Source organism: Acidimicrobiales bacterium, assembly GCA_035630295.1.
GTDB lineage: Bacteria > Actinomycetota > Acidimicrobiia > Acidimicrobiales > Iamiaceae > Iamia.
On the sequence record DASQKY010000042.1, the window covers coordinates 453,705 to 472,201 of the forward strand.

An 18,497-nucleotide genomic window follows, 5' to 3' on the forward strand; every position below is an offset into this window, starting at 1 on the left:
GGGCCCGGCCCCGGAGGAGCAGGACGTGATCGAGCTGGGCTTGGAGGTCGTGGAGCGGGACGCCTGGGCGGTCCTGTCCGTGTCCGGGGAGGTCGACGTGGCCACCGCGCCCCGGTTGCGGGAGCGGCTGGTGGGCCTGGTGGGCGAGGGCCGGACCCGCATCGTGGTCGACCTCGAGCAGGTGGACTTCATCGACTCCACCGGCCTGGGCGTCCTGGTCGGGGCGCTCAAGCGGGTGCGCACCAACGACGGCGACCTGGCCCTGGTGTGCACCGGTCCCCGCATCCTCAAGGTCTTCGAGATCACCGGGTTGACCAAGGTGTTCACCATCCACCGCAGCGTCGACGACGCCACCAGCGTCGGCTGACCCGACCCCCCCGGCCGTGCTCTCCCCCACCGCCGGAGTGACGCGGTGAGGGCCGACGTCGTCCGCCTGGAGGTCCCCGCCCTCCCGGAGTACCTGGCCCTGGTGCGCATGGTGGTGGCCGGCACGGCCCGGATCGACCCCCTGCTGGACGACGAGCGGGTCGACGACCTGCGGGTCATCGTGTCCGAGGCCTGCACCAACGCCATGGAGGCCATGGCCGAGCGCCACGCCCCCCTCGACGACCGGGGCCGCATCCCCATGATCACCGTCGAGTGCCGCCTGAGCGACGCCCAGGTCGAGGTGCTGGTGTCCGACACCGGGGCCGGGTTCGACCCCGAGGACCTCGAGGCCCTGCCGGCAGCGTCCGACCCGGCCCGCCTGCGCTTCGAGCGGGGCCTGGGCCTGCCCCTGATCCGGGCCCTCTCCGACGAGTCCGAGATCCGCTCCGGGGCCGAGGGCACCCTGGTCCGGGTGGCCCTCCACGCCGCCACCCCCAGCCGCTGACCGCTGCGGGCCCGCTCCCGTTCTGAGGCGCCCCGGCCCGTGTCCACGGGCCCTGGCGCCTCAGAAGCGGACCTCCGCGGTTCTGGGGCGCCACCGCACGCTCCGGTCGCCCCTGGCGCCTCAGAACGGATGGCGCGGAGGACGGGGATGGTCCTGAGGCGGTGGTGGCGGGTCAGGCCACCGGGTGCCGGCCCAGCTCCCGCTTGGCCACCTGGCGGCGGTGGACCTCGTCGGGCCCGTCGGCCAGGCGCAGGGTGCGGATGCCGGCGTAGAGCCGGGGCAGGGCGGTGTCCGGCCCCACGCCCATGGCCCCGTGGGCCTGGATGGCGCGGTCGATGACCCGCAGGGCCATGTTCGGCACCACCACCTTGATGGCCGAGATCTCGGTGGCCGCCCCCTTGTTGCCCACCGTGTCCATCAGCCACGCCGCCTTCATGGTCAGCAGGCGGGCCTGCTCGATCTCCATGCGGGAATCGGCGATCCACTCCCGGATGACGCCCTGCTCGGCCAGGGGCCTCCCGAAGGCCACCCGGCTCTGCACCCGGCGCACCATCAGCTCCAGGGCCCGCTCGGCGGCCCCGATGCAGCGCATGCAGTGGTGGATGCGACCCGGGCCCAGGCGGGCCTGGGCGATGGCGAAGCCGCCGCCCTCCTCGCCCAGCACGTTGGTGGCCGGCACCCGCACCCCGTCGAAGGTGATCTCGGCGTGGCCCTCGACGTCGGTGTAGCCGAACACGGTCAGGTTGCGCTCGACGGTGACACCCGGCGTGTCCACCGGGACCAGGACCTGCGACTGCTGGAGGTGCCGGGGGGCGTCGGGGTCGGTCTTGCCCATCAGCACGAAGACCTCGCACCGCTCGGACATGGCCCCCGAGATCCACCACTTCCGACCGTCGATCACGTAGTCGTCGCCGTCTCGGCGGATGCGGCACTCGATGTTGGTGGCGTCGCTGGAGGCCACCGCCGGCTCGGTCATGGCGAAGGCGGAGCGGATCTCGCCCTCCAGCAGGGGCTGGAGCCAGCGCTCCTTCTGCTCGTCGGTGCCGAACATGGTCAGAACCTCCATGTTCCCGGTGTCGGGGGCCGAGCAGTTGCAGGCCTCCGAGGCGATGCCGGAGCGGCCCATGACCTCGGCCAAGGGGGCGTAGTCGACGTTCGAGAGGCCCTCGGTCCACTGGGTGCGGTGAGGGAGGAACAGGTTCCACAGGCCCCGGCGGCGGGCCTCGGCCTTCAGCTCCTCCATCACCGGGGGGTGGCCGTGGGGATCGCCGCCCTCGGCCAGCTGGGCCTCGAAGGTGGCCTCGGCCGGGAGCACGTGCTCGTCCATGAAGGCCAGGAGCTCGGTGCGGAGGCGCTCGCAGGTGGGGGAGAAGGCGAAGTCCATGGCCGGACGGTAGGCCCTCGGTGGTCGGGCCGGGGTGGGACGATGGGGCCCATGGCCGCCGACGACCTCCGGGTGGACGACCGGGTCACCGTGCCCGGGTGGGAGCTGGTGGAGGCCTTCACCACCTCGGGCGGCCCCGGCGGCCAGCACGCCAACAAGGCCAGCACCCGGGTGGAGCTCCGCTTCGACGTGGCCTCCTCCTCGGCGCTCAGCCCGGCCCAGAAGCGGCGGGTGACGGGCCGGCTGGGGCCGGCCCTGCGGGTGGTGGCCGACGACGAGCGCAGCCAGGCCCGCAACCGCGAGCTGGCTCGGGAGCGCCTGGCCGCCGCCCTCCGGGAGGCGCTGGTCCCGCCCCGGCCCCGGGTGCGGACCCGGCCGTCGCGGGGGAGCAAGGAGCGGCGGCTGGCCGGGAAGCGCCAGCAGTCCGAGCGCAAGTCCTCCCGCCGCCGCCCCGCCCCCGAGGAGTAGGAGCGCTCAGGGCCGGGGCGCGTCGGGAGGTTCCAGCTCGAACACCCAGGGGGCCCACTGGCGGAAGGCGGTGCCGATGCGGCCCCACTCCCACTCGGGCTCGAAGGAGCCGATGGGCACGATGCGGTCCCAGCCCCGGGCCTGGACCTGCCGGCGCATGGCCGCGTCGGTGGCCCAGTGCAGGTGGCCCTCGGAGAGGATCAGGGCCTCGACCCGGCCGTCGGGCAGGTCGACGGGGCCCAGGGCGTCGACGTCGGCCCACGTGCACCGGATGTGGAACTGGCCGGGCTCGTACGAGATGCCGTCGGGCGAGAGGCGGAGGACCGGTTCGCCGCGGCGACGGATGCCGAACCAGAAGAACAGCGTCCACGCCGCCACGAACAGGGCGGCCACGGCCGGGTTGACGATCAGCCAGAGGATGAGGGCCAGGGGCAGGGAGGCGGCCACCACCAGGACCAGCAGGCGCGCCTCGCGCCGGCGGCGGACCGTGGGCGAGGTGCTGACCACGATCTCGTCGGGGTGGGGGCGGGGCGCCGGCATGCCCGATTCCTAGCCGACGCCGGCCCGATCACGGCGCGCCGTGACCCTCCCCGCGCACCCCGTGCTTGACAAGGCGACGGACGGCACCCGTACCCTTCCCCGCGTATGGCTAGGTCTCTGGTGATCGTCGAGTCACCCGCCAAGGCGCGCACGATCGAGGGGATCCTCGGCGACGACTTCGTCGTGGAGTCGTCGATCGGGCACATCCGCGACCTGCCGTCCAAGGGCCTGGGCATCGACATCGACCACGGGTTCACCCCCACCTACGAGGTCTATCCGGGCAAGAAGGACGTCATCCGGAGGTTGAAGGCGGCGCTCAAGGACGCGGACGAGCTCTACCTGGCCACGGACGAGGACCGCGAGGGCGAGGCCATCAGCTGGCACCTCCTGGAGGAGCTCAAGCCCCGCATCCCGGTGAAGCGGATGGTGTTCCACGAGATCACCCGCGGGGCCATCGAGCAGGCCGTGGACCAGTGGCGCGAGATCGACATGGGCCTGGTCAACGCCCAGGAGTCGCGCCGCATCGTCGACCGGCTGTTCGGCTACCCGGTCTCCAGCGTCCTGTGGCGCAAGGTCAACCACGGGCTCTCGGCCGGCCGGGTGCAGAGCCCGGCGGTGCGCCTGGTGGTCGAGCGCGAGCGGGAGCGCATGGCCTTCCGGTCGGCCGCCTACTGGGACCTGAGCGCCACCTTCACCTCCTCCGACCCGGCGTTCGGCTCCACCCTGGTCGGCGTGGGCGACGCCCGCGTGGCCCAGGGTCGCGACTTCGACGCCTCCGGCACCGTGGGCCGCGACGGCGTGGTCGTGCTCGACGAGGTGCGGGCCACCGCCCTGCGCGACGGCCTCCGGGGCGCGACCTTCACGGTCAGCAGCGTGGAGGAGCGGCCCTTCACGTCCCGCCCCAAGCCGCCGTTCATGACCTCGACCCTCCAGCAGGAGGGGGGCCGCAAGCTGCGCATGTCGGCGGCCCAGGTCATGCGGGTGGCCCAGGAGCTCTACCAGGGTGGCTACATCACCTACATGCGGACCGACTCCACCAACCTGTCGGAGACGGCGGTGGCCGCGGCCCGCTCGCAGATCCAGTCGCTCTACGGGCCCGACTACCTGCCCAAGGCCCCCCGCACCTACGCCCGCAAGGTCAAGAACGCCCAGGAGGCCCACGAGGCCATCCGTCCGGCGGGCGAGACCTTCCGCACCCCCGAGTCGCTCCGGGGCGAGCTGCGCAGCGATGCCCTGGCCCTCTACGACCTGGTGTGGAAGCGCACCGTGGCCTGCCAGATGTCCGACGCCCGGGGCCGCAGCCTGGCCGTGCGCCTCACCGCAGACTCGGCCGAGGCCGGGGCGCCCTCGCCGACGGCCACCGAGTGGGCGGCCTCGGGTCGCACCATCTTGTTCCCCGGCTACATGCGGGCCTACGTCGAGGGGGCGGACGATCCCGACGCCCAGCTCGACGACCGGGAGAGCCTGCTGCCCAACCTGCAGGAGGGCCAGACCCTGGCTGCGGCCGAGGTCGACGTGCGGGGCCACTCCACCTCGCCCCCCGCCCGCTACACCGAGGCGTCGCTGGTGAAGCGGCTGGAGGAGCTGGGCATCGGCCGCCCGTCCACCTACGCCTCGATCATGCAGGTCATCCAGGACCGGGGCTACGTGTGGAAGAAGGGCACCGCCCTGGTCCCGTCGTGGACGGCCTTCGCCGTGGTCCAGCTCCTGGAGGACCACTTCGCCGACCTGGTCGACTACGCCTACACCGCCCGCATGGAGGACGAGCTGGACCAGATCGCAGCCGCCTCGCTGGAGCGCGAGCCGTGGCTGCGCCAGTTCTGGTTCGGCGACGGTGACGGGGACGGCACCGCCACGGCGCCCTCCCCCGAGAGCAAGCTCGGCCTCGACCGGCTGGTGAAGGAGGGGCTCGAGACCATCGACGCCGCCGCCATCAACACCATCACCATCGGCGCCGACGACGACGGCGTCCCCGTGGTGGTCAAGCCGGGCCGCTACGGGCCCTACGTGCGACGGGGCGAGGACACCGCCTCGGTGCCCGAGGACCTGGCCCCCGACGAGCTCGACGTGCCCAAGGCCCTGGAGCTGCTGGCCGCCCCCAAGGGCGACAAGCCGCTGGGGGCGGACCCCGAGAGCGGCCTCACGGTCTACGTGAAGCCGGGCCGCTTCGGCCCGTACGTCCAGCTGGGCGAGATGGTGGAGGGGGCCAAGGACAAGCCCAAGACGTCCTCGCTGCTCAAGGACCAGACCGTCGACGACATCTCGCTGGACGAGGCCCTGCGGCTCCTGTCCCTGCCCCGGGTGGTGGGCGTCGACCCGGCCACCGGCGAGGAGATCACGGCCCGCAACGGCCGCTACGGCCCGTTCATCAAGAAGGGCAACGACAGCCGCAGCCTGGACGCCGAGGAGCAGATGTTCACCGTCGACCTCGACCAGGCCCTGCGGATCTTCGCCCAGCCCAAGAAGGGGCGGGGCCGGGCCACGCCGGTCGCCCCCCTCCGGGAGCTGGGGGCGGACGACCCGGTGTCGGGGCAGCCCATGGTGGTGAAGGACGGCCGCTTCGGCCCCTATGTGACCGACGGCGAGACCAACGCCAGCCTCCGCCGGGAGGACGAGGTGGAGACCATCACCCCGGAGCGGGCCTCCGAGCTGCTCCAGGCCCGCCGCGACCGGGGCCCGGTGTCCAAGAAGAAGGGCACCAAGAAGGCGGCCAAGAAGAAGGCCACCAAGAAGAAGGCCCCGGCCAAGAAGGTGGCAGCCAAGAAGTCGGCCACCAAGAAGGCGGCGGCCGAGAAGGTCCCGGCGGCGAAGGCGGCCCCGGCCGCTGCCCCTTCCGGCGACTGAGCGGGCGGCGGTGGGCACCGCTCCGGGCCGCTTCGTCGCCTTCGAGGGGGGGGAGGGCACCGGCAAGTCCACCCAGGCCCGGATCCTGGCCGAGCACCTGGGCGCGGTGCTGACCCGGGAGCCCGGGGGCACGCCCATCGGTGCCCGGGTGCGCGAGATCGTGCTGGCCCACGACGAGAACGGCCTGGTCGACCGGGCCGAGGCCCTGCTCATGGCGGCCGACCGGGCCCAGCACGTGGCCGAGGTGATCCGCCCCGCCCTGGCCGCCGGCCGGCACGTGGTGACCGACCGCTTCCTGGGTTCGTCGCTGGCCTACCAGGGCCACGGCCGGGGGCTGCCCGTCGACGAGATCCGCGGCCTGTCCCTGTGGGCCACCGCCGGGTTGGAGCCCGACCTGGTCGTCCTGCTCGACGTGGACGAGGCCGAGGCCCAGGCCCGCATCGGCCGGGCCCGCGACCGCCTGGAGAAGGCCGGTTCGGCCTTCCACCGGGCGGTGGCCGACGGCTTCCGGGCCCTGGCCGAGGGTGACCAGCGGTGGGTGTTGGTGCCCGGCGGGGGCACGGTGGCCGAGGTCACCGCCCGGGTGCAGGCCGTGGTGGCCGATCGCCTGGCCCTGGGCTGACCCCGCCGCCCGATCCCGCACCGCGGCGACGAGAGGCCACCGGACCCGGCCCGGGGCGGCCGTCCCCGGCGGGGTGGGGGATGGGGCACCATGGCGAGGTGACGGCCCCCCCCTCCCTCGCTCCCGCCACCGACCCCTGGCGGGCCGTGCCCGGGCAGGAGGCGGCGGTGGCCCAGCTGCGAGCCGCGACGGCCGACCCCGTCCACGCCTACCTCTTCCTCGGCCCCCCGGGCAGCGGCAAGGAGCAGGCGGCTCGCGTCTTCGCCGGCGAGGTGCTGGCCGCCACCAGCGCCACCGCCGAGGAGGCCGACCGCCACCGCGACCTGGCCGGCTCCGAGGGCCACCCGGACGTGGTGGTCGTGCGGCGGGAGGGGGCGTCCATCACGGTGGCCCAGGCCGTCGAGATCGTCCGGCTGTCGTCGCTCAAGCCGGTGGAGGGCTCCCGCAAGGTGCTGGTCCTCGACGAGTTCCACCTGGTGGCCGACACCGCGGCCGGCAAGCTGCTCAAGACCGTCGAGGAGCCCCCGGGCGGCACCGTCTTCGTGGTCCTGGCCGACGAGGTGCCCGACGAGCTGGTCACCATCGCATCCCGGTGCGTCCGGGTCCCGTTCCCGGCCCTGGGTGACGACGTGGTGGCCGCGGTGCTCGAGGGCGACGGCGTCGAGCCGGCGCAGGCCGCCCTACTGGCTGCCGCCGCCCACGGTGACGTCGACCGGGCCCGCCTCCTGGCTGGCGACGAGCGCTTCGCCCTGCGCATGGAGCAGTGGCGGGCGGTGCCGTCCCGTATCGACGGCACCGGGGCCACGGTGGCCGCCGTGGTCGACGAGCTGCGGGCCGCCCTCGACGACGCCGCCCGGCCGCTGGAGGCCCGGCAGGTGGTGGAGGTGGCCGACCTCACGGCCCGCATCGAGCGCTACGGGCAGCGGGGCTCGGGGGCCCGGGAGCTGGAGGCCCGCCACAAGCGCCAGCTCCGCCGGCTCCGGGCCGACGAGCTGCGCATGGGCCTGGCCGAGCTGGCCCACCACTACCGCGACCGGCTGGTGGGCGCGGCCCTGGCTGACGGCCACGAGCACCCGGGCGCGGAGCGGGTCCACGTCGAGGAGGCGGGCGGGGCCCTGGCCGCCCTGCGCGACGCCGGCGAGGCCCTGCTCCGCAACCCCAACGAGGAGCTGCTCCTCCAGGCGCTCCTGCTCCGCCTGCCTCCCGGTCGCTGACCGGGCACCCTCCTCGCGGCCCGACCGGCCGGCCCCCTAGGGTCGGCGCATGGGCGCATCCACGGCCGAGCTCGAGGGCTTCGAGCGCACCGAGTTCACCCACGAGGGCACGACCCGGGCCGTGTACCGGGCCGGCACCGGTCCCATGGTCGTGGTGATCGCCGAGATCCCCGGCATCACCCCGTCGATGGTGACCTTCGCCCACCGGGTCATGGACCTGGGGTGCTCGGTGGCGCTGCCCCACCTCTTCGGTGAGCCGGGCCGCGACCCCGACCGGTCCGGCCCCCGCTCGAACCTGGGCGACGCCCTGTCCAGCATCGGCCGAGCCTGCGTGTCGCGGGAGTTCCACGTGTTGGCCACGGGCCGGACCTCGCCGGTCATGGGCTGGCTGCGGGCCCTGGGCCGGGAGCTGCACGAGGAGTGCGGCGGCCCGGGCATCGGCGTGGTCGGCATGTGCTTCACCGGCGGGTTCGCCCTGGGGATGGTGGCCGACGCCCCGGTGCTGGCCCCGGTGCTGTCCCAGCCGTCGCTGCCGTTCGGGCTGACCGCGAAGCACAAGCGCGACGTGGGCCTCTCGCCCGAGGACGTCGACGCCGCGGTGGCGGCCTGCGCGGCCAAGGACCTCCAGGTGATCGGCCTGCGCTTCACGGGCGACAAGCTCTCGCCCCCCGAACGGTTCGCCACCCTGCGCCGCCTCCTGGGCGACCGCTTCGTGGGGGTGGAGATCGACTCGTCGTCCGGCAACGAGTGGGGCCACCCCAAGATCGCCCACTCGGTCCTCACCACCGACCTGGTCGACGAGCCCGGCCAGCCCACCCGGGAGGCCCTGGACCTGGTCCTCGACCTGTTCCGGACCCGGCTGCTGGAGGCCTGAGCCGGCCGCCATCCCACTCGGTCACCGGCGGTACCGCCCGCTAGGGTGCTGCTCCTTCGCCCGAGTAGCTCAGTCGGCAGAGCGTCTCCCTCGTAATGAGAAGGTCAGGGGTTCGATTCCCCTCTCGGGCTCCAAGTGCTGCCCCGCCCCGGATCATGGGAGGGCGATCGGGGGCCCATCGGACGTCGTGAGCGCCGGGTGGGCCTCAGGGTTGGGCCGGCCAGATTGTCGAGATTTTCAAGGTTTATCAATGGTTGGTAAACGTCGATAAACGTTGCCGCCGGACTCCCGCAGATCCCTGAGCTCGCCGGGGATGCCAAGTCTTACGCCGAACGGCTCTTCAAGTTTCCCGAGATCGGGCGGCTTGCCCCGGGAGATGCCCGTCTCGCCCTGGTCGGACCGGCCGAGGACCAGGAAGTCACCTTCGAGCGTGGCGCCGTGGACCGGATCGTGGAGTACACCGAGGGCTATCCGTACTTCCTCCAGGAGTTCGGCAAGGCGGTGTGGGATCTCGCCGACGGGCCGGTCGTCACCGAGGCCGAGGCCCGTACGGCGAGGGTCCTCGTCGAAGAGAAGCTCGACAGCAGCTTCTTCCGGGTCCGGCTCGACCGCACGACCGACCTGGAGAGGGCGTACCTGAGGGCCATGGCCGAGCTCGGTCCCCAGCCCCACGCTGCGGGGGACGTCGCCGCCCTGCTCGACCGCACCTCCCAGCAGTGCGGCCCCACCCGCGCCGCCTCATCGTGAAGGGGTTGCTCTACACGCCGAGCTTCGGCTTCGCGGCCTTCACCGTCCCGCAGTTCGACCAGTTCATGCGTCGGACCGTCCCGCTCGAGGTGCCACCGCGGCGGGCCAGGACCCCTCGGAACAACTAGGCCTGCGTCGGTCCTCGGGGTCGAGACAGGTGGACCCGGCGAGGGCATCCCGCCGGGCGGTGGCGTGGCCGCCGGACCGTTCGGGTGCCTCGGGAACGGGCCCGGCGAGGCCCTCCGAGGACGCCCAGTCGGCAACGGGCCGTCCCACGGCCTACGGTGTGATCAGTGTCCCGTCACTCAGGCGGGACCGCGAGCCGGGCCCCACGTCCGGCCGCAAACGTAAGGATAGAGATCTTGACTACTGGCACTGTGAAGTTCTTCAACTCCGAGAAGGGCTTCGGCTTCATCTCACGCGAGGGTGGCGACGACGTGTTCGTCCACTTCTCCAACATCCAGAGCGAGGGCTACAAGTCCCTCGATGAGGGGCAGACCGTCGAGTTCGACGTCGCTCCCGGCCGCAAGGGCGAAGAGGCCCAGAACGTCCGCGTCGTCTGACGCCTCCAGCTTTGGACGAGCCGTCGGCCTTCGGGCCGGCGGCTCGTTCGCGTTCCGGGGTGGCCACCGGGGGGCCGGGCCCGCTCAACCGGCGGCCAGGTCGCGGAGGCGGGCGATGCGGGGATCGTCGGGCCCGAGGTAGCGGACCAGGACGCCGAGGACGTGCTCGGCGTCGAGGGTGCCGGCCGCCTGCATCTCCTCCAGGTCGGCCCAGTCCTTGGTGCGGTCGAAGAAGGCCTTGAACACGGCCAGGTCCTCGCAGGCCAGGAAGGGCACGTCGGCTCCGGCGAAGGGTCGGCGCTGGGCCCGGCCGGCGGCGTGGTGGTGGAAGTCGGTGGTGTCGAGGAACAGGTCGACCGGCGTGGTGTCCCACCACAGCCGGGCCTGGCCGTCGCGGGCGATGAGGGCCGAGTCCCCGTCGTCCCAGCGGACGGCGTCGGGCAGGGCGGCCAGCACGGTGGCGGTCTGGTCCACGCCGGCGAACACGTTGACGTCGATGTCGATCGTGCCCCGGGCCCGCTCGGTGCACCACGCCAGGGCCAGGGCGCCACCGAAGGCGTGGGCCAGGTCGTGGCGGTCGAGGGTGCGGTGGATGGCCAGGATCTTCTCGGCCAGCCCGCTCACCGTCGGCCGAACACCGGGGCTCGCAGCACCGGCTCGTGGCGGGCCGGGAACAGGGCGGCCAGCTCCAGCACCTCGACCAGCTCGCGGCCCCGGGCGCCCGGGTCGGGGCCGCCCACGGCCGGGCGCAGGTCGGTCCCCAGCTCGAAGCCGGCGGCCCGAAGGATGCGGAGCAGCGTGTCGACCCCCGGCTCCTTCCGGCCCGCCTCGTAGGCGGCCAGGGTCGAGTGCGACGTGCCGGCCCGGGCGGCCAGGGCCCGAAGGCTGAGCCCAGCCCGGCGGCGGGCCCGACGGAGGAGGGATCCGGCGTCCACGACGACATGGTACCCGTTCGGATACCACATGCCCACCCCTCGCGCCTCCCGGTTTCCCCGGTGAGCGGACCGCGGCGCGACATCACGGCGGCGCGTGTCGCCGGTCGAGGGGTCGCCTCCGGAACGCCCTCCACGCGGGGAGCCGGTCCCGTGGCTCGGGTACCGTGCCCGGCGTGCGACTGATGGCCACGACCAACTCCATGGTGAGCTACCCGGACCGGGCGACCAGTGGCATCTCCTGCATCGAGGTTCGCAGCGCGGCCGGGCGCTACGGCCACCAGGTCCTGCACGAGGAGATCCTGGGGTTGTCGGCGGCCAGCCTCCTGGTCCAGCTGGAGCTGGGCATGCCGGTGGTCAAGCTGCTCAACGTCACCGACGTGGTGTGGGGTGACGAGGGTTCGGCCCGCCCCGGCGACCTGGCCGAGCCCATCCTCAACTGCCTGGGGATGTACGCCAGCGACAAGGCGGACTTCCAGCCCCAGAACGCGGTGGCCCGGGCCCTGGCCCACGCCTCGCCCGCCACCCAGGAGCGCTTCGCCGCCGCGCCGGACACCCTGGAGCGCATCTTCCGCTTCATCGGGGCGGTGGGGGCGGCCGACGCCGAGGGGGCTCTCCTCAGCCCGTGGGTCCACGTCAGCCTGGACCGGGCCGAGGAGCCCGGTGGCCGGTCCGAGGCGGTGCGCCGGGCCGAGCTCTCGCCCTCCCTGGTGTCCCAGGCCCTGTGGTGGCAGCCCCACGTCACCGACGGCGCCGACCGGCTCTTCCGCTCCTCCCACCGGCGGGCCTTCGCGAACTTCGAGGAGCCCGACCAGGTGCTGGTGCCCCTGCCCTTCGCCCGCCAGGAGGCGCCCGGTCCCGGCGACGGCGCCGCCAGCGAGCGGACCGTCCGCTCCGTCGACGGCACGCCCGCGGCCGTGGGCTTCAGCCTGGTCACGCCGGTGGACGACGCCGCCTCGCGGGCCGACCACGGCGCCTCCCTGGTCCGCGCCACCCTGGACGCCACCGCCCGCTTCGTCGACACGAGGGCCCGCTGAGCACGGTGGAGGCCGGTGACCAGCCCCGCGACCTCGTCGTCCTGGGCGCCTTGGGAGGCATGGCCCGGCTCCTGACCTCCGGGGTGCTGGCCGGCCTGCCCTGGCGCCACGTGTGGCTGCTCGACGTGCGGGAGGCGGTGTTCGACGCCGAGGCCCCGCCCCTGGCCGCGGGCCGGATCGTGCGGGCCCGGGTGGTCGACCCGCAGAGCCCGGTGGCCGAGGTCCGGCTGGTCGACCCCGCCGGTCGGGAGGTCGGGCTGGACGCCCTGGGCGACCTGGAGGCGGCGGTGATGATGGCCGTCCCCCAGGCCAAGCTGCCCATGGCCGCCCGGTGGTTGCTGCCCTGCCTGGGCCGCGACTCGGTGGCCTTCGACATCGCCTCCGAGAAGAGCGCGGCGCTGGCCGCCCTGGGCAACGGCGACCCCGACCTGGTCACCTTCGGCACCCACCCGCTGTTCGGCCACTCGGTGGGCACCATCGACGGCCAGACGGTGGTGGTGTGCCCGTCGCTGCGCCACCCCGACGCCCACCGCTGGTTGGCCGCCGCGGTGGAGGCGGCCGGCGGCGCCGTCAAGGTCATGACCGCCGAGCGCCACGACCTGGTCATGGCCTACGTCCAGACCGCCACCCACCAGGCCCTGCTGACCCTGGCCGAGGTGGTGGCCAGCTCCGGCCTCGACATCGAGCGCGACCTGTGGGAGTGCCGCACCCCCCAGTTCGAGACGCTGATGGCCATGATGTCGCGGGTGCTCAGCCCCGAGCAGGAGGAGACCATCGCCTCCATCCAGCTCTCCACCGCCGGCGGTCGGGTGGCCGAGGAGCTGCAGGACGCCCACGAGCGGGTCCACGAGGCCATCGCCACCGGTTCGCTGCCCCGCCTCCGGGGCTACATCCAGCAGGTGCGGGAGCCCTTCAGCGGGTCGCTGTTCAACCGCATGCAGCAGGCGTCGAACCTGGCCACCCGGGCGGTGCAGTCGCCCCGCTCCGCCCTGGCCGAGCAGCGCCGGGCCGGGGGGCTGGTGGGGGCCTGCCCCAAGGGGGCGCCGGAGCGGATGCGGGTGGGCGAGGTCGTCGACGTCACCACCACGTCGCTGGTGCTGCGCAACCTGCTCCACGGGCCCCGGGGCGGGGCGGTGCTCCTCGGTCGCAACGAGCGGGCCGCCCGCAAGCTCGGGGTGAGCGGCAAGCCGGCCGAGGTGGAGCTGAGCCTGGGCAAGGTCGACCTGTTCTTCGGGCCCGACCTGGAGGCCGTGCTGGAGGACTGGCTGGGCAGCATCGAGGTCGACGTGCGCCTCCTGGGCCCCGAGTCGGTGGACGGGGCGGCCATGGCCCGGCTGGCCCTGGACCACCCGTCGGTGCGCCACGTCGACCTGGTGGCCGAGGAGGTCCGCTCGGGGCAGCGGGAGTACGTGGTGCGGTGCGCGGTGCGGGCCGACCACGAGGTGTCGGGCCTGGCCGTCGCCCTCCAGTCCCGTTCGGACGAGAGCTACGCCTGGCCCGACCTGGCCGTGGCCCGGGCCCTCACCGCGGCGCCGGTGGCCGGCATCGGCTACCTGGGGCCGGCCGGCACGTTCTCGGCGGCGGCGGCCGCCACCCTCGCCGCCCGCTTCACGGCGGGCACGCCGGAGGGTGTGGCCTTCGACGACTTCCCGACCCTGCTCCGGGGCCTGGGCGACGACGCCGTGCAGCTCGTCGTGCTGCCCCTGTGCAACTCGGCCACCGGCCTGGTCGAGGGGGCGGCGGCGGCCCTGGAGGACGCCGGGGTGGCCGTCGAGGGGTGGGGCGTGGTCGACGTGAAGGTCCGCTTCGACGCCTACTGCCGGCCGGGCGAGGGCCTGCGCCCCGGGGCCGAGGCGCGCAGCCAGCCCCAGGCCCTGCGCCAGTGCCGGCGCTTCATCACCCTCCACCAGCTCCGCGAGCGGGCGTGCGCCTCCACCCTCGACGCCGTCGAGCGGGTGGCGGCCGGCGACGGCGACGTGGCCCTGGCCCCGGCCGGCCTGGGGCCCGAGATGGGCGTCGAGGTGGTCGACAGCCACGTGGGCGACGTGCCCGGGGCCATCACCCGGTTCCTGGTCCTGAGCCGGGCCGGTGGGGTGGCGGCCGGCGATGGCGACGGGCCGGTGGGCGCCGCCGATCCGCCCCGGCGGTCGTTGTGGCTCATGGCCGCCGACGCCTCGGTGCCGCTGCCCGGGCCGGCGTCCCGGTTCGACGAGGTCCTGGCCGGGCCGAGCGGCCGTCGCCTGGTCATCTCCACCGACGCCGACCGGGTGGCGGCCGGGCCCGGCGTGCTGCCCCTCGGGACGTTCCCCTGGTCGCCCCGCACGCCCATCGTCGCCGTCTGATGGACGGCCCGTGACCCGGCGGGCGCCCCGCCCCCTCGACCACGTGCTGGGTGCGGCCGCCTACCTCCCCGGCCGGTCGGTGCCGGGGTTGGTGAAGCTCTCGTCGAACGAGTCGGTGGTGCCGCCGAGCCGCGCCGTGGAGGCGGCCATCACCGCCGCGGTGGCCGGGCTGAACCGCTACCCACCGCACCTGCCGGCCGCGGTGCGCGACGCCGTTGCTCGGTACCTGGTGGGCCACGCCGGGGCGCCGGGACCCCTGGACCCGGACCGGGTGCTGGTGGGCAACGGCTCGGTCACCCTCCTGCGCCAGGTCTTCGAGGCCTACGTGGCCGACGGCGCCCGGGTGGTGGTGGCCTGGCCGTCGTTCGAGGCCTACCCGCTCTTCGCCCACCTGCGCCGGGCCGCGTTCGTGCGGGTGCCCCTGGCCGGCGGCCTGTTCGACGTGGACGGCTTGGTCGAGGCGGTGTCCGACCCGGCCACCCGGCTGGTGCTCCTGACCACGCCCAACAACCCGACCGGGGGCGAGCTGGGCCACGACGACGTGGCCCGCATCGCCGATGCCGCCCCCGACGGCTGCCTGGTGGTGGTGGACAACGCCTACGGCGAGTTCCAGCGCAACGTCGACGGCGTCCGCCCCTTCGCCCTGCTGGACGGCCGCCCGCACGTGCTGGTGCTGCGCACGCTGGCCAAGGCGTTCTCGCTGGCCGGGTTGCGGGTGGGCTACGGCGTGGGGGACCCGGAGGTGGTGGAGGCGGTCGACCGGGTGCGGTCCCCGTTCGAGGTCAACGCGCTGGCCCAGGCGGCGGCGGTGGCCGCCCTGGCCGACGACGAGGTCGAGGGCGTGGTGACCCGGGCCGAGGCGCTGGTGGCCGAGCGCCGCCGCTGCATCGCCGCCCTGTGGGACGGGGGCCTGCCGGTGGGGGAGAGCCAGGGCAACTTCGTGTGGCTGCCCACCGGCTCGGCCACGGCCACCTTCGTGGAGCGCTTCGCGGCCGACGGCTACGTGGTGCGGGCCTTCACCGACGACGGCATCCGGGTCACCGTGGTGGGCCCGGACGACGACGACGCCTGGGTGGCCAGCGCCCTGCGCACCTGGGCCCTCCCCGAGCTGGCACCCGTGCGGGAGCGGGTGGCCGACGCCGTGGCCGAGGCCCGTCCCACCGTCGCCACCGGGGTCGAGACTGCGGCCACCCAGGCCCTCAGCTACGCCACCGCCACCCGCCTCCAGGCCTGACCACCCGTCAGCCGGGGGGGCGCCGGCGGACGAGGTCGACGGAGCGATGGCGCGTGCCATCGTCGGCTGGCGCCCACGGTTTCCTGGCCGCCGCGGTCCGGGTAAGGCGGCCGGCGTGACCACCGTCGGCCCCTACCGGCTCCTCGGCCTGGCGGGGGAGGGGACGGCGGGGTCGGTGTGGTGGGCGGTGCGGGACGGGCCGATGGCCCAGGTGGTGGCGATCAAGCGGGCCTCGACTTCCACCGGCCCCGACGGGCGCGACCGGCTGCGCCGGGAGGCCGCGGTGCTGGCCGACCTCGACCACCCTCACATCGTGCGGGTGCTCGACGTGCTCGACGACGGTGACGGCGTGGCCGTGGTGATGGCCCCGGCCCGGGGTGGGTCGCTCCACGACCTGCTGGCCCAGCGAGCCCGCCTCCTCCCGGGCCAGGTGGTGGCGGTCCTGGCCCCGGTGGCCGACGCCCTGGCCTCGGCCCACCGGCGAGGCGTCCTCCACGGTGACGTGAAGCCGGCCAACATCCTCTTCACCAGCGACGGCGAGCCCCTGCTGGGCGACTTCGGCGTGGCCCGGCACGTCCGCCCCCCGCCGGGGGATGGCGCGCCGGGGCGGCCGGGTGTCGAGGGCACCGCCGGCTACGTCGACCCCGAGCTGGTGGCCACCGGCCGGCCCGACCCCCGCAACGACGTCTACGGGCTGGCCGTGGTGGCCTACCTGTGCCTGACCGCCCAGCTCCCCCACGACGGCCGGACCGCGGATGAGGCCCTCGCCCGGGCCGAGGCCGGCGACCACCCGTCGCTGGGCGACGACCCGGCGGTGCCACGAGCGCTGGCCGAGGTGGTCGAGGCGGCCCTGGACCGCGACCCGGCCCGTCGCCCGCCGTCGGCCGACACCCTGGGCCGCGCACTGCGGTCCGCCGTCCCTCCCGGCGCGGTGGCGTTGCCCGGGCCGGCCCGGCGCGCCCGCCTCGACCCCAACCCCGGGCCCAGTGGTGGCGGTCCCGGCCGGCCCGGCCCGCACCCGGTCAGCACCGGCGGCCTGGCCCCGGGTGGCCGCGCCCCGCAGGGCACCCGCTCCTTCGGGCCCCGGCCCCCGGAGCCGGCCCCGGCGGCGCGGGCGGGCGGGCCGCCCGCGCCCTCCTGGTCGCCGGCGCGGTGGTCGCCGCGGCCGTCGGCGCGGTGGCCACCGGGCGGTGGGCGGTCGCCCGGCTGGCCGGGGAGGAGGCGCCCGGCCCGGTGGCCGTCGCCGCCGGGGCCCGTCCCGTCGGCCTCGCCTGCCCCGAGCTGCCACCCCTGGACGCGCCCCCGGGCGCCCGGGAGATGGAGGCCGACCTCCTGGGCACCGGCTGCCCCGTCCCCCTGGCCTGGGACGGTCGCGTCCTCTCGGTGCGCCTGGCGCCCACCGACGTGGCGCCCCGCCGTTACCAGCTCGATGCCCGCCGGGGCGGGTCGGGCCAGCTCCTCCTGGGTGATTGGGACTGCGACGGCTCCGAGACGCCGGGCTACTACCAGCCCGCCACCGGCGTCGTCTCCTACTTCGGGCCGGTGCCCGAACGGGTGGGCCAGAAGCTCAGCGCCCGCACCGAGGACACCGGCGTGCTCGACGGCCGGGCCACGGTCACCGGCGGCGGCGCCGAGGGCTGCGACGGCCTGGAGGTGGTGCCCCGAGCCTGACCGGTCCACCGAGCCCCCCCGCCCGGCCGGAACGACCCGAGTACCGCTACGGTTGGCGCCCTGATGGACGGAGCGGATCATGGCTGACCAGGCCACCTTCGCCGAGCAGGCCATGCCCCTCATGGGCTCGCTCTACTCCGCGGCCCTGCGCATGACCCGGAACCCGTCGGACGCCGAGGATCTCGTCCAGGAGACCTACCTCAAGGCCTACCGGGGCTTCGGGGGCTTCGAGCAGGGCACCAACCTGAAGGCCTGGCTCTACCGCATCCTGACCAACACCTACATCAACATCTACCGGGCCAAGAAGCGCCGGCCCGACGAGACCGAGCTCGACGAGGTCGAGGACCTCTACCTCTACCGCCGCCTGGGGGGCCTGGAAGCGGCCCAGATCAGCCGCAGCGCCGAGGACGAGTTGATGGACTGGTTCACCGAGGCGGAGGTGAAGGAGGCGGTCGAGGACCTGCCCGAGCAGTTCCGGCTGGCCGTCCTCCTGGCCGACATCGAGGGGTTCTCCTACAAGGAGATCGCCGAGATCCTCGACATCCCGATGGGCACCGTGATGAGCCGCCTCCACCGCGGAAGAAAGGCCCTGCAGAAGCGGTTGTACGAGTTCGCGACGGAGCGGGGCCTGGTGGAGCGCCCCGTGCCGGTGGACGCACGCCCCGAGCCGTAGGAGCCTCGCGAATGGACGACCACGAGGAGGCGGGAGTCCGACCGTCCGACTGCGAGACGGTGCTCCGCGAGCTGTACGCCTTCCTCGACGGTGAGCTCACCTCCGGCCGCCGTCAGGCCATCGAGCGCCACCTCGGCGGGTGCCACGACTGCATCGGCGCGTACGACTTCGAGGCCGAGCTGAAGATCGTGATCGCGGCGCGCTGCCACGACGAGGCGCCGCCCACGCTCCGCGACCGCATCGCCGACGCCCTCGAGCGCCTCGACACCGAGCCCTAGGCGAGCCTCGGCACCGAGCCCGAGGGCGACCGGGCCGTCGCCGCCCCCGGCTTGGGGGGTGGGACGCGGGCCTGGGTACCATGCCGCCCATGATCGAACTCCTCGCCGCCGAGGTCTGGCACTACTGGATCGGCGTCCTGCTCGCCGGCGGCGCGCTGCTCGCCGTCCTGGCCGCCATCGTCGGCTACCTCGCCAAGGTCCAG

19 protein-coding genes and 1 tRNA gene are annotated in these 18,497 nt (G+C 74.5%); 16 read left to right on the forward strand and 4 right to left on the reverse strand.

Annotated elements, in window-relative coordinates; all coding sequences use genetic code 11:
• Positions 1-25 precede the first annotated feature (25 nt).
• On the forward strand, positions 26-367 hold the full coding sequence (locus VEW93_12340) for an STAS domain-containing protein (protein HYI62581.1): 342 nt from the start codon (positions 26-28) through the stop codon (positions 365-367).
• Between the two features lie 45 nt (positions 368-412).
• On the forward strand, positions 413-871 hold the full coding sequence (locus tag VEW93_12345) for an ATP-binding protein (GenBank protein HYI62582.1): 459 nt from the start codon (positions 413-415) through the stop codon (positions 869-871).
• A 172-nt stretch (positions 872-1,043) separates the two neighbouring features.
• On the opposite strand, the gene VEW93_12350 is transcribed toward VEW93_12345, so the two are convergent.
• On the reverse strand, positions 1,044-2,255 hold the full coding sequence (locus VEW93_12350) for an acyl-CoA dehydrogenase family protein (protein HYI62583.1): 1,212 nt from the start codon (positions 2,253-2,255) through the stop codon (positions 1,044-1,046).
• Between the two features lie 51 nt (positions 2,256-2,306).
• Between VEW93_12350 and arfB the strand changes: the two genes are divergently transcribed.
• A complete protein-coding gene (gene arfB, locus VEW93_12355; protein HYI62584.1) occupies positions 2,307-2,723 on the forward strand; it encodes an alternative ribosome rescue aminoacyl-tRNA hydrolase ArfB in 417 nt (138 codons plus the stop codon).
• Between the two features lie 6 nt (positions 2,724-2,729).
• Here arfB and VEW93_12360 read toward each other — a convergent pair whose 3' ends face one another.
• On the reverse strand, positions 2,730-3,263 hold the full coding sequence (locus VEW93_12360) for a hypothetical protein (protein HYI62585.1): 534 nt from the start codon (positions 3,261-3,263) through the stop codon (positions 2,730-2,732).
• 105 nt (positions 3,264-3,368) lie between these two features.
• On the opposite strand from VEW93_12360, the gene topA reads away from it, so the two are divergent.
• The 7 genes from topA (at position 3,369) to VEW93_12395 (ending at position 10,127) form a co-directional block, all read left to right on the forward strand.
• Positions 3,369-6,107 carry a type I DNA topoisomerase gene (gene topA / locus VEW93_12365; protein ID HYI62586.1) on the forward strand — a complete coding sequence of 913 codons (2,739 nt, stop codon included), beginning with the start codon at positions 3,369-3,371 and terminating at the stop codon, positions 6,105-6,107.
• 10 nt (positions 6,108-6,117) lie between these two features.
• Positions 6,118-6,729 carry a dTMP kinase gene (gene tmk, locus VEW93_12370; protein HYI62587.1) on the forward strand — a complete coding sequence of 204 codons (612 nt, stop codon included), beginning with the start codon at positions 6,118-6,120 and terminating at the stop codon, positions 6,727-6,729.
• Positions 6,730-6,827: 98 nt separating this feature from the next.
• Positions 6,828-7,943, forward strand: coding sequence for a hypothetical protein (locus VEW93_12375; protein HYI62588.1), 1,116 nt, complete (start codon positions 6,828-6,830; stop codon positions 7,941-7,943).
• Positions 7,944-7,992: 49 nt separating this feature from the next.
• Positions 7,993-8,817, forward strand: coding sequence for a dienelactone hydrolase family protein (locus VEW93_12380; protein ID HYI62589.1), 825 nt, complete (start codon positions 7,993-7,995; stop codon positions 8,815-8,817).
• 58 nt (positions 8,818-8,875) lie between these two features.
• Positions 8,876-8,951, forward strand: a tRNA-Thr gene (locus VEW93_12385).
• A gap of 304 nt (positions 8,952-9,255) precedes the next feature.
• Positions 9,256-9,564, forward strand: a complete 309-nt coding sequence (locus VEW93_12390) for a hypothetical protein (GenBank protein ID HYI62590.1) — start codon at positions 9,256-9,258, stop codon at positions 9,562-9,564.
• A 362-nt stretch (positions 9,565-9,926) separates the two neighbouring features.
• Positions 9,927-10,127: a cold-shock protein gene (locus VEW93_12395; GenBank protein ID HYI62591.1), complete on the forward strand. Its 201-nt coding sequence runs from the start codon at positions 9,927-9,929 to the stop codon at positions 10,125-10,127.
• A gap of 84 nt (positions 10,128-10,211) precedes the next feature.
• Here the strand turns inward: VEW93_12395 and VEW93_12400 are convergent, their stop codons facing one another.
• Together VEW93_12400 and VEW93_12405 are read right to left on the reverse strand one after the other, a co-directional pair.
• On the reverse strand, positions 10,212-10,751 hold the full coding sequence (locus VEW93_12400) for a hypothetical protein (GenBank protein HYI62592.1): 540 nt from the start codon (positions 10,749-10,751) through the stop codon (positions 10,212-10,214).
• Positions 10,748-11,062: a helix-turn-helix transcriptional regulator gene (locus VEW93_12405; GenBank protein HYI62593.1), complete on the reverse strand. Its 315-nt coding sequence runs from the start codon at positions 11,060-11,062 to the stop codon at positions 10,748-10,750. Before VEW93_12405 ends, VEW93_12400 begins: the two co-directional genes overlap by 4 nt.
• 173 nt (positions 11,063-11,235) lie before the next feature.
• Here VEW93_12405 and VEW93_12410 point away from each other — a divergent pair, with 173 nt between their 5' ends.
• The 6 genes from VEW93_12410 to rsrA all read left to right on the forward strand — a co-directional run bounded on the left by VEW93_12410 (position 11,236) and on the right by rsrA (position 18,294).
• Positions 11,236-12,096 carry a hypothetical protein gene (locus VEW93_12410; protein ID HYI62594.1) on the forward strand — a complete coding sequence of 287 codons (861 nt, stop codon included), beginning with the start codon at positions 11,236-11,238 and terminating at the stop codon, positions 12,094-12,096.
• Positions 12,097-12,101: 5 nt separating this feature from the next.
• On the forward strand, positions 12,102-14,438 hold the full coding sequence (locus VEW93_12415) for a prephenate dehydratase domain-containing protein (protein HYI62595.1): 2,337 nt from the start codon (positions 12,102-12,104) through the stop codon (positions 14,436-14,438).
• Positions 14,439-14,448: 10 nt separating this feature from the next.
• Positions 14,449-15,672 (forward strand): aminotransferase class I/II-fold pyridoxal phosphate-dependent enzyme, encoded by a 1,224-nt coding sequence (locus VEW93_12420; GenBank protein ID HYI62596.1) that lies wholly within the window; start codon positions 14,449-14,451, stop codon positions 15,670-15,672.
• Positions 15,673-16,824: 1,152 nt separating this feature from the next.
• Positions 16,825-17,343, forward strand: coding sequence for a hypothetical protein (locus VEW93_12425; GenBank protein HYI62597.1), 519 nt, complete (start codon positions 16,825-16,827; stop codon positions 17,341-17,343).
• 79 nt (positions 17,344-17,422) lie between these two features.
• Positions 17,423-18,016, forward strand: a complete 594-nt coding sequence (locus tag VEW93_12430) for a sigma-70 family RNA polymerase sigma factor (GenBank protein ID HYI62598.1) — start codon at positions 17,423-17,425, stop codon at positions 18,014-18,016.
• Between the two features lie 11 nt (positions 18,017-18,027).
• The gene (gene rsrA, locus VEW93_12435) at positions 18,028-18,294 is read left to right on the forward strand and encodes a mycothiol system anti-sigma-R factor (protein ID HYI62599.1); all 267 of its coding nucleotides are present in this window, start codon (positions 18,028-18,030) and stop codon (positions 18,292-18,294) included.
• Positions 18,295-18,497: the final 203 nt, after the last annotated feature.